The organism is Microbacterium sp. H83 (genome assembly GCF_001650405.1).
Taxonomy (GTDB): Bacteria; Actinomycetota; Actinomycetes; order Actinomycetales; family Microbacteriaceae; genus Microbacterium.
The window spans coordinates 1-13,467 of sequence record NZ_LWCU01000053.1 but is presented as its reverse complement, the minus strand read 5'-3'; the positions used below and the strand labels follow the sequence as shown (position 1 = coordinate 13,467).

The 13,467-nt window shown below is 70.9% G+C and carries 14 protein-coding genes; 6 read left to right on the top strand and 8 right to left on the bottom strand.

Going from position 1 to position 13,467, the window contains the following annotated elements:
- Positions 1–121 precede the first annotated feature (121 nt).
- A complete protein-coding gene (locus A4X16_RS14890) occupies positions 122–1,081 on the top strand; it encodes a TIGR03885 family FMN-dependent LLM class oxidoreductase (protein ID WP_067121952.1) in 960 nt (319 codons plus the stop codon).
- Complete coding sequence (locus A4X16_RS14885) at positions 1,078–3,450, top strand: glycoside hydrolase family 65 protein (protein ID WP_231880387.1); 2,373 nt, start codon at positions 1,078–1,080, stop codon at positions 3,448–3,450. The genes A4X16_RS14890 and A4X16_RS14885 overlap by 4 nt, the downstream gene beginning before the upstream one ends.
- Positions 3,451–3,680: 230 nt before the next feature.
- Here the strand turns inward: A4X16_RS14885 and A4X16_RS14880 are convergent, their stop codons facing one another.
- Positions 3,681–4,442, bottom strand: a complete 762-nt coding sequence (locus A4X16_RS14880) for an SDR family oxidoreductase (RefSeq protein ID WP_067121947.1) — start codon at positions 4,440–4,442, stop codon at positions 3,681–3,683.
- A gap of 89 nt (positions 4,443–4,531) precedes the next feature.
- Positions 4,532–5,095: an SDR family oxidoreductase gene (locus A4X16_RS14875; protein WP_067121944.1), complete on the bottom strand. Its 564-nt coding sequence runs from the start codon at positions 5,093–5,095 to the stop codon at positions 4,532–4,534.
- Positions 5,096–5,282: 187 nt separating this feature from the next.
- Here A4X16_RS14875 and A4X16_RS14870 point away from each other — a divergent pair, with 187 nt between their 5' ends.
- The 3 genes from A4X16_RS14870 to A4X16_RS14860 all read left to right on the top strand — a co-directional run bounded on the left by A4X16_RS14870 (position 5,283) and on the right by A4X16_RS14860 (position 7,176).
- Positions 5,283–5,717, top strand: coding sequence for a hypothetical protein (locus A4X16_RS14870; protein ID WP_067121941.1), 435 nt, complete (start codon positions 5,283–5,285; stop codon positions 5,715–5,717).
- 146 nt (positions 5,718–5,863) lie between these two features.
- On the top strand, positions 5,864–6,760 hold the full coding sequence (locus A4X16_RS14865; RefSeq protein ID WP_067122269.1) for an RNA polymerase sigma-70 factor: 897 nt from the start codon (positions 5,864–5,866) through the stop codon (positions 6,758–6,760).
- 62 nt (positions 6,761–6,822) lie between these two features.
- Entirely contained in the window at positions 6,823–7,176 is a 354-nt protein-coding gene (locus A4X16_RS14860) for a hypothetical protein (protein ID WP_067121938.1), read from the top strand.
- A gap of 1 nt (position 7,177) precedes the next feature.
- Here A4X16_RS14860 and A4X16_RS14855 read toward each other — a convergent pair whose 3' ends face one another.
- Entirely contained in the window at positions 7,178–7,780 is a 603-nt protein-coding gene (locus A4X16_RS14855; protein WP_067121935.1) for a TetR/AcrR family transcriptional regulator, read from the bottom strand.
- Between the two features lie 33 nt (positions 7,781–7,813).
- Between A4X16_RS14855 and A4X16_RS14850 the strand changes: the two genes are divergently transcribed.
- Complete coding sequence (locus A4X16_RS14850) at positions 7,814–8,785, top strand: DMT family transporter (RefSeq protein ID WP_067121931.1); 972 nt, start codon at positions 7,814–7,816, stop codon at positions 8,783–8,785.
- Here the strand turns inward: A4X16_RS14850 and A4X16_RS14845 are convergent.
- The 5 genes from A4X16_RS14845 to A4X16_RS18160 form a co-directional block, all read right to left on the bottom strand.
- Entirely contained in the window at positions 8,757–9,542 is a 786-nt protein-coding gene (locus tag A4X16_RS14845) for a DNA/RNA non-specific endonuclease (RefSeq protein WP_067121928.1), read from the bottom strand. The two genes, A4X16_RS14850 and A4X16_RS14845, sit on opposite strands and share 29 nt — an antisense overlap.
- A gap of 92 nt (positions 9,543–9,634) precedes the next feature.
- Positions 9,635–10,531 (bottom strand): SDR family oxidoreductase, encoded by an 897-nt coding sequence (locus A4X16_RS14840; protein ID WP_067121925.1) that lies wholly within the window; start codon positions 10,529–10,531, stop codon positions 9,635–9,637.
- Between the two features lie 74 nt (positions 10,532–10,605).
- Entirely contained in the window at positions 10,606–12,411 is a 1,806-nt protein-coding gene (locus tag A4X16_RS14835) for a glycoside hydrolase family 15 protein (RefSeq protein WP_067121922.1), read from the bottom strand.
- 111 nt (positions 12,412–12,522) lie between these two features.
- Positions 12,523–12,747: an RNA-binding S4 domain-containing protein gene (locus tag A4X16_RS14830; protein WP_067121919.1), complete on the bottom strand. Its 225-nt coding sequence runs from the start codon at positions 12,745–12,747 to the stop codon at positions 12,523–12,525.
- 30 nt (positions 12,748–12,777) lie between these two features.
- The coding region (locus tag A4X16_RS18160) for a hypothetical protein (protein ID WP_231880386.1) at positions 12,778–13,467 on the bottom strand (690 nt) is incomplete at its 5' end.

The following is a 13,467-nucleotide window of genomic DNA, read 5'->3' as shown; positions in this document are numbered from 1 at the left end:
ATACCGGTCGGGTGGCTTCCCGCGCAACCCTCTGGGCGACCGCTCCTCCGCCGATTACGTTCGACCACAGACGTACGAACGCGACGGCGGCCGGGAGGCGACGCCGTGGGAGGGACGCCGCATGGTCGAGATCGGGTACCACGCTTCGCATGAGCAGCACACGCCCCGCGAGCTCCTCGCGGCGGTGAGACTCGCGGAGCTCGTCGGCTTCGACGGCGTCATGTGCTCCGACCATCTCGCGCCGTGGACGAGAGCGCAGGGGCAGTCGGGCTTCGCCTGGAGCTGGCTCGGTGCGGCGATGGCGACGACCAGCATCCCCTTCGGTCTCGTGAACGCGCCGGGGCAGCGGTATCACCCCGTGGTCGTCGCGCAGGCGATCGGCACCCTCGCCCAGATGTTCCCCGAGCGGTTCTGGGTCGCGCTCGGCAGTGGCGAGGCGGTGAACGAGCATGTCACCGGCGACCCGTGGCCGGAGAAGCCCGAACGCCAGCGGCGCCTGAGGGAGAGCGTCGACGCCATCCGCGCGCTGCTCGACGGCGAGCGGGTCGACGTCGACGGACTCGTGCGCATCCACGACGCGCGCGTGTGGACGCGCCCCGATGAGGACGTGCCTCTGCTCGGCGCCGCCGTCAGCGCCGACACCGGGGAGTGGATCGCCGACTGGGCGGACGGACTCGTCACGGTCGGGTCGGATGCCGGGCAGACGCGCGACGTGCTCGATCGCTACCGCCGCGCCGGAGGGCGCGGAACGGCGCGACTGCAGATCCACCTCAGCCTGGAGGACACGCACGAGGCCGCGCTCGCCGCGGCGCGGGACCAGTGGTCGCAGACCATGGCGCAGGGGGTGAGCACGTGGGACGTCGAGAACCCCGAGGACTTCGAGGCCGCGATCGTGCCGTCCGACGAGGCGCTCGAGCGCGGAGTGCTCATCTCGGCATCCGCCCCTGAGCTCGTCGACCGCATCGCGTCCATCGCCCGGGGGTACGACCACATCTATCTCCACCAGGTGGGGCGCGATCAGGCGGCGTTCCTCCGACGATGCGAGACCGAGCTCCTCCCCGCGCTCCGGAGCGTGCTGTGAGCGAGGCGCGATTCGAGGTGGACCCGTGGACGATCGGCATCCACGGGCTCGACGCCGACCGCCTCGCCCACGAGGAGTCGGTGTTCGGGCTGTCGAACGGGCACCTCGGGTGGCGGGGGAACCTGGATGAGGGCGATCCGCGCGGCCTCGCGGGGAGCTACCTCAACGGCGTCTTCGAGGAGCATCCGATGCCGCACGCCGAAGACGGCTACGGCTATCCGGACGCGGGTCAGAGCGTCATCAACGTCCAGAACGGTCAGATCATCCGCCTCCTGGTCGACGACGAGCCGTTCGATCTGCGGCACGGGGAGCTGACGTCGCACTCCCGTCGTCTCGATCTCCGCGACGGAACGCTGACCCGCGAGTTCGACTGGACGAGCCCGACGGGCAGGCGCGTGTCGGTGCGGTCGACGAGGGTCGTCTCCTTCACCCATCGCGCCGCCGCCGCGGTGCGCTACGAGGTCGAGGCGGTCGGCGGTGCGTGCGAGATCACCGTGCTGTCCGAGCTGCTGGCGAACGAGCCGCTGCCGATCGTGCACGAGGATCCCCGCGTGCAGGATCTCCTCACGGAACCGCTCGAGACGGTCGAGGCGGATGTCGTCGGCGACCGCGCGACGCTCATCCACCGCACCCGACGCAGCGGACTCACGATCGCCGTCACGATGGAGCACCATGTAGACGGCGCGTCCGCGGCGACGACGACCGAGGCCGACGAGGACCTCGCGCGCACGACGATCCGTGCACGGCTGGACCCCGGCGAGAGGCTCGACATCGTCAAGATCGTCGCGCACGAGTGGTCGTCGGATCTGTCGGCCGCGACCCTGCGGGATCGGGCCGAGACGGCTGCCGATGCCGCTCTGGCGGACGGCTGGGACCGCCTCGTCGACGGTCAGCGGCGAACGCTCGACGACTTCTGGGCGTGCGCCGACGTCGTCGTGGAGGGCGAGCCGAGACTCCAGCAGGCCGTCCGCTTCGCGCTGTTCCAGGTCTTCCAGGCCGCGGTCCGCGCCGAGCTCCGCTCCGTGCCGGGAAAAGGTCTCACGGGCTCCGGCTACGAGGGGCACACCTTCTGGGACTTCGAGGCGTTCGTCCTCCCCGTTCTGACGGCGACCGCGCCGCACGCCGCGGAACAGGCCCTGCGCTGGCGCCACTCGACGCTCGGGCACGCCCGCGATCGCGCGAGGCTGCTGCACCTCGACGGAGCGAGCTTCGCGTGGCGCACCATCGACGGACGCGAGAGCTCGGGCTACTGGCCTGCGAGCACCGCGGCCTTCCACATCAACGCCGATGTCGCCGCCGCCGTGCTGCACTACGTCCGGGCGACGGGCGATGTGGACTTCGAGCGCGACTACGGTCTCGAGATCCTCGCCGAGACCGCGCGGCTGTGGGTGTCGCTGGGCCGTCACGACGCGGACGGCGCGTTCCACATCGACGGCGTCACCGGACCCGACGAGTACTCCGCCGTCGTGAACGACAACGTCTTCACGAACCTCATGGCCCAGCTCAACCTCCGCGGGGCCGCGGCGGCGACGCGGCGGCATCCCGATCGGGCGCGCGAACTCGGTATCCGCGGCGACGAGCCGGAGCGCTGGGATGCCGTCGCCGACGCGATGCACATCCCGTTCGACCACTCCCGCGGGGTGCATCCGCAGTCCGCGGGCTACACCGATCTCGAGCGGTGGGACTTCGAGGCCACGAGCCAGGACCAGTACCTCCTGCAGGAGCACTTCCCGTACTTCGACCTCTATCGCAAGCAGGTTCTCAAGCAGGCCGACCTCGTGCTCGCGCTGCATCTCGCGCACGAGGCCTTCACGCCGGAGGAGAAGGCGCGGGCGTTCGAGTACTACGAGGCTCTCACCGTGCGCGACTCCTCGCTCTCGGCATCTGCTCAGTCCGTCATCGCCGCGGAGGTGGGCCACCTCGAGCTCGCGTACGACTATCTCGCCGAGGTCGCCACGATCGACCTCGACGACGTCCACGGCAACACGCACGAGGGACTGCACATGGCCGCGCTCGCCGGAGGGTGGACGGCGATCGTCGCCGGCTTCGGGGGGATGCGCGACACGGCAGAGGGATTCCTCTTCCGTCCGAGGCTGCCCTCCCGGCTCGCACGTCTGGGCTTCGGCGTACGGATCCACGGGGAGACGCTGCGGCTGGATGTCACGCAGACGGCGACGACCTATCGATACTCCGGCGGCGATCCGCTCCGCATCCGGCACTTCGATGAGGAGATCGTGCTCGAGGGCGCGGAAGTGACGATGCCGACTCCGGCGCTGTCGCCGCCGGGCGCCCGTCCCACCCAGCCGGCCGGACGAGCGCCGCTTCCGGCGGGGGAGGCGTTCGATCAGCCGGCGGGCGAGCCGGGGTGATCCGCGCAGGGGGCTGAGGAGGCGGGACGCCCCCACCACGGGGGAGGCGGCGGAAAGGGCGCCCCGCCGATGCCGTCATACGGGCGGCACCCCAGGTGCCGCATGCGCGGCAGAGCTGTGCGGCAATGGTGACACCGGGCAGGCGGTCGCGCAAGACCCCGTCGGACCGGTGCGCGGGACGCGCCGTCGACCCTCGCGCCCCGCACGGCCCTGTGCCGTCCCGGTGCGGGTCAGGCCTTCGCCCGCGGCGGGTTCAGCGGGAGCCACTCCTCGAGGGTGGTCTCGAAGAGGTGCGCGCCCTCGACTGGGATCAGCGTGCGCTCCTCGATCTGCGCTCCGTAGTACGGAGCCGTGTCGTCCCGCACGACGGTGCGGGAGTCACCGCGGAACGTCAGCGCACGCCGCGCGAACTCGTCCATGCCGAACGCCTCGGGTCCCGCGATCTCGATGTCGCCGGTCGGCTCGTGCGCAGCGGCGCGCGCCACCGCGGTCGCGACGTCCTCGGCGGCGATCGGCTGGATCAGCGCGCCGGGGAGCGTGACGGTGTCGCCCTCGGTCGAGATGTCGGCGATGCTTCCGACGAACTCGAAGAACTGCGTGGCGTGCACGAGCGAGTAGGGGATGCCCGAGTCGCGGATCAGCGTCTCCTGCGCCGTCTTCGCGGCGAAGTACGGGATGTTCTGCGGACGGTTCGTGCCGACGATGGTCAGGGCGACGTGATGCGTGACGCCCGCCGCTTTCTCCGCCTCGAGGATGTTGCGGGTCGACGTGGTGAAGAACGCCATCACGTCGTTCGGAGCGAACGACGGGGAGTTCGACACGTCGACGACGGTGTCCGCGCCGCGGAGCGCCTCCGCGAGTCCTTCTCCGGTGAGCGAGTCGACGCCCGTGTTCGGCGATGCGGCGACGGCCTCGTGGCCGTGTTCCGTGAGCTTCGCGACGACCTTCGAGCCGATGAGGCCCGTGCCTCCGATGACGATGATCCTTGCCATGTCCAAGCCTTTCGTGAGGGGATGACGCCGGATCCGGCGTCCTGTGAGCTATGACAGGCACGCGGCCGCGGTTGTGACAGCCGACGGCGTCACACCGTCGTCGCCCGGACCCGCCAGTCGTGGTAGCGGGTGGGGGCGATCGTCGCGGTCGGCTCCGGCAGCAGGTCGCGGGGCGCGAGATGCGCGCCGAAGTACGTGCCGAGGGGATCGGGCACGACCTCACGATCGTCCTGCCGCGCGCGCAGATCGAGTGCGGCGATCTCACTGAGTGTGAACGGCCGACCGGATGCCGTGACGAGGCGCTCCTGCTGCTCCTTGGCGACGAAGTAGCCGCCCTCGGCGCGGGCGAGCCGATCGGTGCCCACCACCGACAGGACGACGTGATTCCCGACGCCCGCCGCCTCGCCGTATCCGAGGATGTTCATGGTGGAGGCGTAGAAGAACTCCCGAGCCCCCTCCTCGTCGGTGTAGGACGAGTTGGACACGTCGACGACGACGTCCGCGCCGGCGAGTGCATCCGCGAGGCCTTCGCCGGTGAAGGAGTTCACCCCGGTCGCGCGCGATGCGGCCACCACGTCGTGGCCGCTCTCGTCGAGGGCTCGGACGAGCCGCGTGCCGATGAGTCCGGTGCCTCCGATGACGGTGATTCTCATGTCGCTCCTTCGATCGCTGCCTGGTCGCGCGAGAGCGCGCGTACCTGAATGACCGGTCAGCCGCGTCCGGTGTGACAGATGCGCAGACATCGGGGCGCGATCGGGGCCGGTGTCACATCGGCGCGCCGGACCCGGTCATCCCTGGCGACGCGTCGCTCCGACGCGCCCTCTTTTCGGAAGGAACCCCGTGCAGGTATCGGATGACGCGGCCCTGAACGCCGCCCTCGGCACGGAGCAGTTCGTGCTGCAGGCCGCCGCCGGCTCGGTCGTCCGCCTCGTCGACAACGCCGTGGAGAACATCACGGCTCGACGCCGGATGGAGCGGATCCGCGAGTACCTGGTGTCGCGCCACCCCGGTGCGGCCGCGCTCATCGCGCTCGATGACCCGGCGTCCGGAGAACTCGGTGTGCGGTACGCGCGATCGTCGTTCCTGTTCACGATGGCGAGCATGATCGCCGCGGTGAACTGCGTGCTCGGCGGAGCGCTCGTGACCCTGGTTATGCTGATCGGTCTCGGCGCCCCGCCCCTCGTCGCTCAGGCCGTCGGCGCCGTCCTGGGGCTCGCACTGCTCGGGGCGACCCTGATCTACGAGCGCCGACGCATCCGCGAGGCGGCGGCCTGACGCGGAGTCGACGATCTTCGATGTATCCGTCGCACATCGCGGGGTCGGGCGGTCAGAGCTGTCAGGTGGAAGGGAGGGCGCATGCGGAAGGTCGACGGACGCTTGCCGGAGCGCGATGACACGGGGAGAGTGGAGTGGTGACCGCGATGAGCGAGGCCGAGGGCGCGTCGACCGATCTCGACACCGCGATGGAGGTGTTCGCCGCGCAGCGGCGACGGCTGTTCGGCATCGCGTACCGGATGCTCGGAACGGTGGCCGACGCCGAGGACATCGTGCAGGACACATGGATCCGCTGGCAGGGCACCGACCGGGCGCAGGTGAACGAGCCGGCGGCGTTCCTCGCGACCGTCGCGACGCGCCTGTCGATCAATGTCCTGCAGTCAGCGCACACGCGCAGGGAGACGTACATCGGGCCCTGGCTGCCGGAGCCGGTGAACACCGATGACGACCCCGCGCTCGGCGCAGAGCGCGCGGAGGCGCTGCAGTTCGCCATCCTGCTCACGCTCGAGAAGCTCACCCCGACGGAGCGCGCCGCCTACATCCTGCGGGAGGCGTTCGACTATCCCTACCCGCGCATCGCCGAGATCATCTCGTCGAGCGTGGTCAGCGCGCGCCAGCTGGTCAGCCGTGCGCGAGCGCACCTGAGCTCGACCCGGCAGGCCGCCGTCGAGCCCGCCCACCAGCGCCGCCTGCTCGAGGCGTTCCTCGTCGCGGCGCAGAAGGGTGACGCGCAGGAGCTCGAGAAGCTGTTCGCGGACGACGTGGTCAGCTACACCGACGGCAACGGCGTGAAGCTCGCCGCGAGGATCCCCGTCATCGGCCGCCGACGGGTCGCGAGCTTCGTGGCCGCGTTCGCCCACCACTTCTGGATCGGCAAGACGATCGACTGGGTCGAGGTGAACGGCCAGCCGGCGGCGACCCTGGTCGAGAACGGCGAGGTCACCACCATGGTCACGGTGACGACGTCGGACGACGGTATCGAGCAGCTGCTCTGGGTGATGGCCCCGCAGAAGCTCGGCCACGTGACCGCGGTCGGCGCATGACCCCGGCGAGGTACCCGGCGCGGGCGCGCCGGAGACATCGGGGCGCCGTCGATCGGGGCGTCATGGAGCGGCTCGCGCGCCTGATGGGCGAGGGTGACGCCGACGGCATCCGCGCGCTGCTCCGGCCAGACGTGTCGCTGATCGTCGACAGCGGCGGAGCCGCGCATCCCGCCCGCCCGCCGGCGGAGGACGCGGATGCGGATGCGGAGGCGGCGGCAGCTCTCATCGCCTTCATGACGGCGCGCACGACCACGGCGACGGTGTCGATCAACGGTGCTCCCGGTCTCGTGCTCACGAGGGACGGAGCGGTGGTGGCCGCGGTGATCGGAGAGCTGCGCGCTGGTCTGCTCTCGAGTGTCTGGGTCGTCTGCAATCCCGACAAGCTCCGGCACTGGAACCCCGACGGAGACGTGTGAGCTACGCGTCGCCCCGCGCCGACTCCAGGAGCGTCGCGGCGCAGGCCCGCGCCGTGACGAAGGGCGCGGGGAAGGTCGCCATACCCACCGTGACGATGGCTCCTTCGTAGAGCAGCATCATGGCCTGCGCCGTCTGCTGCGGCTCGCGCAGGCCGGCCGACGCGCACAGCTCCGTGAAGAGATCGAGCAGCCAGGCGGTCTGCCGCTGCACCTCGAGGAGCACGGCCCGACCGTCGGCCCCGTCGCCGAGTTCGGCGCGGGCGTTGATCGCGCTGCATCCCTTCGGGCTGTTCGCGTCGGACCACGAGAGTGCGGCGTCGAAGACCGTGAGGACGCGCTCCGACCCCTCGGGAGGAGCCGCGGCGAGGCACGCATCGAGGTGCTCGCGCCATCGCGCGTCGCGGTGCTGCAGGTACGCGATGACGAGCGCCTCCTTCGACCCGAACCGGTCGTAGAGGGTCTTCTTCGTGACGCCCGCGAGCTCCGCGATGGTGTCGACGCCCACCGCGTGGATCCCGCGCTCGTAGAACAGCGTCGACGCGGCGTCCAGCACTCGTCGCGCGCCCGGAGTCAACGAGGAGAGGTCGGGAGCAGCGAGGGACATGCGCTGAGTATACCAACCTGTATAGTGGCTCCGATGAGTAAACAGATCGGTATAGCTCGCACGGCGGTGACCGTGGGCGGCGCTGTCGCGTTCGTCGCGACGTGGAGCTCGGGATTCCTCATCCCCGCTGTCGCGATGGTCGACGACTCGCCGCTCACCCTGCTCGTCTGGCGCTTCGCGCCGGTGGCCGTGGTCCTCGCGATCGTCGCGTGGACATCGGGAGCGGCGAGGGGCGTGTCGCGCAGGGATCTCGGGACGCAGGCGCTGATCGGCCTGTTCGCCCAGTTCGGGTACTGTCTGGCGGTCTACGCCGCGATCGCGGCGGGCATCGCCACCGGCACCGTGGCCCTGATCGATGCGGTGCAGCCGCTCGTGGTCGCCGTGCTGGTCGGCCCGCTGCTGGGGCTGCGCGTCCGCGGAGTGCAGTGGGCGGGCCTCGCGCTCGGAGCCGTCGGAGTGCTGCTCGTGGTGCGCTCGCAGTTCGGCTCGGCCACCGCGCCCCCGGTCGCCTACGTGCTCCCCGCGATCGCCATGGCCTGTCTCATCGTCGGGACGTTCGTGCAGCGTCGCTCGTCCGTGCGCACCGGCGTGCTGCTCACCCTGACGATCCACGTCGTCCTGACGGCGGCACTGCTGATCGTCGTCGCCGCGGTGTCCGGCGCCCTCGTCCCGCCCTCATCGCCGTCGTTCTGGCTGGCCGTCGTGCTCACCGCGCTCCTCCCGACGCTCGCCGCCTACGGACTGTACTGGTGGCTCCTGCGCCGCGTGGGGATCACGGCGCTCAACGCGCTGCTCTTCCTCATCGCGCCGACCACGGCGCTGGGCGGTGCACTCCTGCTCGGCGAGGCCCTCACCGGCGTGACGATCGTCGGCTTCGTGCTCTGCGGCGTCGGGGTCGCCGCGGTGCTGGTCGGCGAGGCGAGGAGCGCGGCGACGAGCCGTGACGAGGAGGACGATCCGGACGACGCGCAGCCGATCAGAGGAGGATCTCGTCCCGCGCGGTGAGCGGCCGCCACGCGGCATCCCGCACCGACCTGCGCCTCAGGACGTCGGCGTCGACGAGGGGTCCGAGGTCGACCCCGCTCAGCGCGGCGACCTCCTCCACGGCGACCTGGAAGGTGCGGAAGGCACCGAGGGGCGGCGCGGCGAGCAGTCCGTTCTCGGTGTCGACGAGGTCGGCCTGATCGAGGACGAAGCCGGTCGCCGCCGGACCGTCGGCGCCCTGCCACGCCACGACCTTCCAGAAACGCAGCGGTATGCGGATGCCGCGGTACGACGGATCGCCGTCACCGAGAACCGGCGCGGTGAACACCGAGAGGCGCTGGTCGGTCGTCTCGGCGTACGCGAGGACGTGGTCCTCCAGCCCGAGCCACAGCTCCTTCGACTGATTGAAACCCGCGGCCTGAGGGGCGGCGTTCGTGTAGAAGAAGGTGGCCTCCATGGCGTCCCGTGCCTCGTCGGCGGCGCCCCACCCCGGATCGCGTCGACGCACCAGATGACCGCGGTCGAGATCGTTGCGGCTGTACACGTCGGGGCCGGTCTGCTCGTCGGCATCCGCTCTGGGATCGAGGCGCCAGTCGCCGGTGCGCGGCAGATCCCGCAGCAGCTCGCCGTCGATGTTCACAGCCGTGACAGCGGCGAGCCTGCGCGCGGGATCGAGGAGCACGGAGAACCGCGGATACGTCAGCTCCCGCGTCTGCTGCGCGGGGCGGGGGAGGGGGAGAGTGGTCGGGAGGAAATCGAGGTCGTAGCCGTCCGCCATTCCTCCATCGTGGCGGATGCCGCCGACATCGGCGAGCCCCGGGCCGTCGAGCGAGGGATCGATGCGTCGTCCTCGCTCGACGGCCTCGAGGGTCAGGGAGTGGGCATGCCGCCGTTCACGTTGAGCGTCTCGCCGGCGACGTAGCTCGACTCGGGCGACGCCAGGAAGACGTAGGCCGGGGCGAGCTCGGCCGGCTGGCCCATGCGTCCGAGCGGGGTGTCCTCGCCGAACTGGTCGATCTTCTCCTGCGGCTGACCGTCGCTCGGCTGCAGCGGCGTCCAGATCGGACCGGGTGCCACAGCGTTCACACGGATGCCCTTCGGTGCCAGCTGCTGCGCGAGGCCCTTGGTGAAGGCGTTGATCGTCGCCTTCGTCGACGCGTAGTCCACGAGGATGTCCGACGGCGAGTACGCCTGGATCGACGTCGTGTTGATGATCGTCGATCCCGGCGTGAGGTGCGGGAGCGCGGCCTTCGTGATCCAGAACATCGCGTACACGTTCGTCTTGAAGGTGTCGTCGAACTGCTCGTCGGTGATGTCGGTGAGCGACTCCTGGAAGATCTGCTTGCCGCCGTTGTTCACGAGGATGTCGAGACCGCCGAGGGCGCCGACGGCCTCCGACACGAGCGTGCGGCAGTACTCGGGGTCGCGCAGGTCGCCGGGGATCTGGGCGACGGTCGCGCCCGCCTCGCGCAGGATGCCGGCGATGCGCGCCGCATCCTCCTCCTCCTCCGGCAGGTACGAGATCGCGACGTCCGCGCCCTCGCGCGCGAACGCGATGGCGGTCGCCGCGCCGATCCCGGAGTCGCCTCCGGTGATGAGCGCCTTTCGCCCCGTGAGGCGTCCGGTGCCGCGGTACGACTCCTCGCCGAGGTCGGCCTTCGGGGCCAGATCGGCGTCGAGGCCGGGCTCGGGCATGTGCTGCTTCTCGGGCTCGATGTCGGAGTAGAGCTCTGCGGGGTTGACGAAGGTGTACTGGTCACGAGACATGGTGTGTCCTCTCCTTGTTTTTCCGGTGGTCGTTCAGGTCTGGGTGCGGGTGGTCAGGTCCGGGTGCGGGCGGGTCAGCGGTCCGCGAGCAGGGCGGTGGGCACGACCTCGCGGATCGTCATCGCCGCGGTCAGGAACGCGAGGTGACTCAGCGCCTGCGGGGTGTTGCCCCACGCCGAGCCGTCCTTCGCATCGATCATCTCGGCGTAGATGCCGACGTCGTTGGCGTGCTCGATGAGCGTCTCCATGCGCTCCAGCGCCTCGTCGTGGCGGCCGACGCACGCGAGCGCCTCGACCACCCAGAACGCGCAGGCCACGAAGGTCTTCTCCTCCGAGCACACGCCGCTGTAGCGGTAGAGCAGCGAGTTCTCGCCGAGCTCCACGGTCAGCGCGTCGATCGTCGACGACATGCGCTCGCCGCGGTCGAATCCGCTCGGCGCGTGCAGCAGAACGGACGCGTCGAGCTTCTCGCTTCCCGGGTAGAAGACGTACGCATTGCGGCAGTCCGACCAGCAGTGCTCCTCGATCCATGCCCGGATGCGGTCGCGCTCGGCACGCCATCGCTCTGCGCTGCCGGGGATCGCACCGGACTCGGCGAGGGCGACCGCGTCCTCAAGCGCCTTCCAGCACCCCATCTTCGAGGAGGTGTAGTGCCGCTGCTCCGGCAGCTCCCACATGCCGGAGTCGGGGTTGCGCCACAGGTCGCACGTCCGGTCGGCGATGCCGGCGAGCATCCGTCCCGTCGCGACGTCGAGGACGTTGCCGGCGTCGACGTACGTGCGGCAGATCGCGATCAGGTCCCCGTACACCCCGAGCTGCAGCTGGTCCCCCGCGGGGTTGCCGGTGACGACGGGACCGATGCCCCGCCAGCCCGGCACGTCGTACTCCTGCGGCTCGGGCACGAGGTCGCCGTCGAGCGTGTACATGACGTGCAGCTCGGAGCCGTGGCGACGGATGGTCCGCAGCAGCCAGGAGAGGGCGGCGTGGGTCTCCTCGCGCAGGCCGAACCGCACGAGCGCGTGGGTCGTGTAGGCGAGGTCTCGCACCCACGCGTGCCGGTAGTCCCAGTTCTTGCCGCCGTGGGGATCCTCGGGCAGCGAGGTGGTCGCGGCCGCGGCGATCGCACCGGACGGGCTGTGGATGAGCAGCTTCAGGGCCAGCGCATTGCGCTGCACCGCGTCCGCCCAGGGGCCGTCGTACGAGAAGACCGACGACCAGTGCTGCCAGTTCTCGATCGTGCGGTCGATGCTGTCGTCGACGTTGTGCGGGTCGGGGAGGTGCAGCGGCTCGTCGTGGGTGGCGGCCAGCGCGACCAGGTGCCGCGACCCGGCGGATGCCGTGAAGACGCCGTCGCACTGCGGGCCGTCGGCCGAGTCGGGATCGGGCGCGGCCGGGCCGTGCGCGAAGCCGACAACGGCGATGTTGGTCTTGCCGCTGCGGATGATGTCTCCGTGCTCGGTGCGGTCGAGCCAGGGGGCGGCGGTCTGCAGCGACGACCCCGGCCGCACCCGCCACCGCATCTCGACGCTGCCCTCGACGCCCTCGATGCGGCGCGCGAGCTCGGCCCACGGCAGGCGGCCGGCGACGCCGGACACCATCGCGTCGGTCACGCGGACGATGCCGGCATCCGTGGTGAAGGTCGTCTCGAGCACGTTGGTGTCGGGCACGTAGCGTCGCGTCGAACGGAAGTCCTCGACGGGCTGGAGCTCGATGCATCCGCCGGTGTGCTCGTCGAGCAGGCGGGCGAACACGGGGAGGTCGGCCACGCCGGGGAGCGGCAGCCAGTCGATGCGCCCGTCGGTCCCGATCAGCGCGACCGTGCGGCCGTCGCCGATGGGCGCGTAGTCCGCGATCGGGCGACCGGAGGGCTGGGCTGACATGACCTCATCGTCCGTCGCCCGATGGATACCGGCTACGGCCTTGCGTCTGCGCGAAGCGGTCGCTAGGCACCTGGAACGAGCGGATGCGCGAGCCGGGCGTAGGGCCGACGCTCAGGGGCGGACGCGGACCGTGCGTCCCTCGAACGTGACGAGGTCGCCGTCGTGGAGCTGGCGGCCCCGACGACGGTCGACCTCGCCGTTGACCCGCACGAACCCGTCGATCACGACCTCCTTGGCGTCACCGCCGGAGTCGAGCAGCCCCGAGTACTTCAGGAACTGCCCGAGGCGGATCATGTCGCCGCCGATGGAGACCTCGACCGGATCGGAGTTCGTCATGCCTGCGATGGTATCCGGCCGAGGTGCGGGTCAGCCGTCGCTGTCGGTGCCGACGACGGCGAAGTCGGCGCCGAAGTCGATGTCGATCGACCGGTTGTCGCTCGTGAGCACCGACGCGTCGTAGGGGCTGGAGCTGTCGTCATCGACGTCGAGGTCGGTGATCATGCCGTCCGCCTCGCTCAGCGCCGCGTCGACGAGGGCGCGGATGGTCGCCTCGTCGAGGCTCAGCGCCGAGCCGGTGTCGTCGTCGTCCTCGTCCTCGGTGGAGATGACGGTCGCGGTGCCGTCGGCATCCACGCGCACCTCGCTCTCGCCGCCGGTCGCGGTCGTCAGCTGCACCTCCCAGGTGCCGTCCCGCTTCGCATCGATCGAGGTCACGTCGCCGTCGGCGGCGCCGCGAGCGGCATCCGCGATCGCCACGAGCTCGTCGGCGGAGTCGGTGCCGATCCCGGTGACGGGGCCGCCGCCCTGCGGACGACTTCCGTCGTCGTCGCGGTCGTCGCCCGGCCGGTCTCCGCGATCACCGCCGCGGTCGTCGTCCTGACGGGGTCCGTCGGAGACCGAGGGGCGGTCATCGTCGTCGCCGAGCTCGTCGCCGATCGCCGCTCCGACGGCCACGCCGCCTCCGGCGAGGAGCACGGCGGCGGCGATGCCGCCGCCGATGAGCAGTCCGCGGCGGCGGCGGGGCGCGGCTTCCGGGGCGGGTGCGGATGCCGCGGG

Coding starts and splice junctions, on each gene's coding strand:
- A4X16_RS14840 (WP_067121925.1), bottom strand. CDS start 10,531: ATGTCTCGTGACCAGTACACCTTCGTCAACCCCGCAGAGCTCTACTCC.
- A4X16_RS14845 (WP_067121928.1), bottom strand. CDS start 9,542: ATGGCGGACGGCTACGACCTCGATTTCCTCCCGACCACTCTCCCCCTC.
- A4X16_RS14865 (WP_067122269.1), top strand. CDS start 5,864: ATGAGCGAGGCCGAGGGCGCGTCGACCGATCTCGACACCGCGATGGAG.
- A4X16_RS14880 (WP_067121947.1), bottom strand. CDS start 4,442: ATGGCAAGGATCATCGTCATCGGAGGCACGGGCCTCATCGGCTCGAAG.
- A4X16_RS14835 (WP_067121922.1), bottom strand. CDS start 12,411: ATGTCAGCCCAGCCCTCCGGTCGCCCGATCGCGGACTACGCGCCCATC.
- A4X16_RS14855 (WP_067121935.1), bottom strand. CDS start 7,780: ATGTCCCTCGCTGCTCCCGACCTCTCCTCGTTGACTCCGGGCGCGCGA.
- A4X16_RS14830 (WP_067121919.1), bottom strand. CDS start 12,747: ATGACGAACTCCGATCCGGTCGAGGTCTCCATCGGCGGCGACATGATC.
- A4X16_RS14860 (WP_067121938.1), top strand. CDS start 6,823: ATGGAGCGGCTCGCGCGCCTGATGGGCGAGGGTGACGCCGACGGCATC.
- A4X16_RS14875 (WP_067121944.1), bottom strand. CDS start 5,095: ATGAGAATCACCGTCATCGGAGGCACCGGACTCATCGGCACGCGGCTC.
- A4X16_RS14850 (WP_067121931.1), top strand. CDS start 7,814: ATGAGTAAACAGATCGGTATAGCTCGCACGGCGGTGACCGTGGGCGGC.
- A4X16_RS14890 (WP_067121952.1), top strand. CDS start 122: ATGGTCGAGATCGGGTACCACGCTTCGCATGAGCAGCACACGCCCCGC.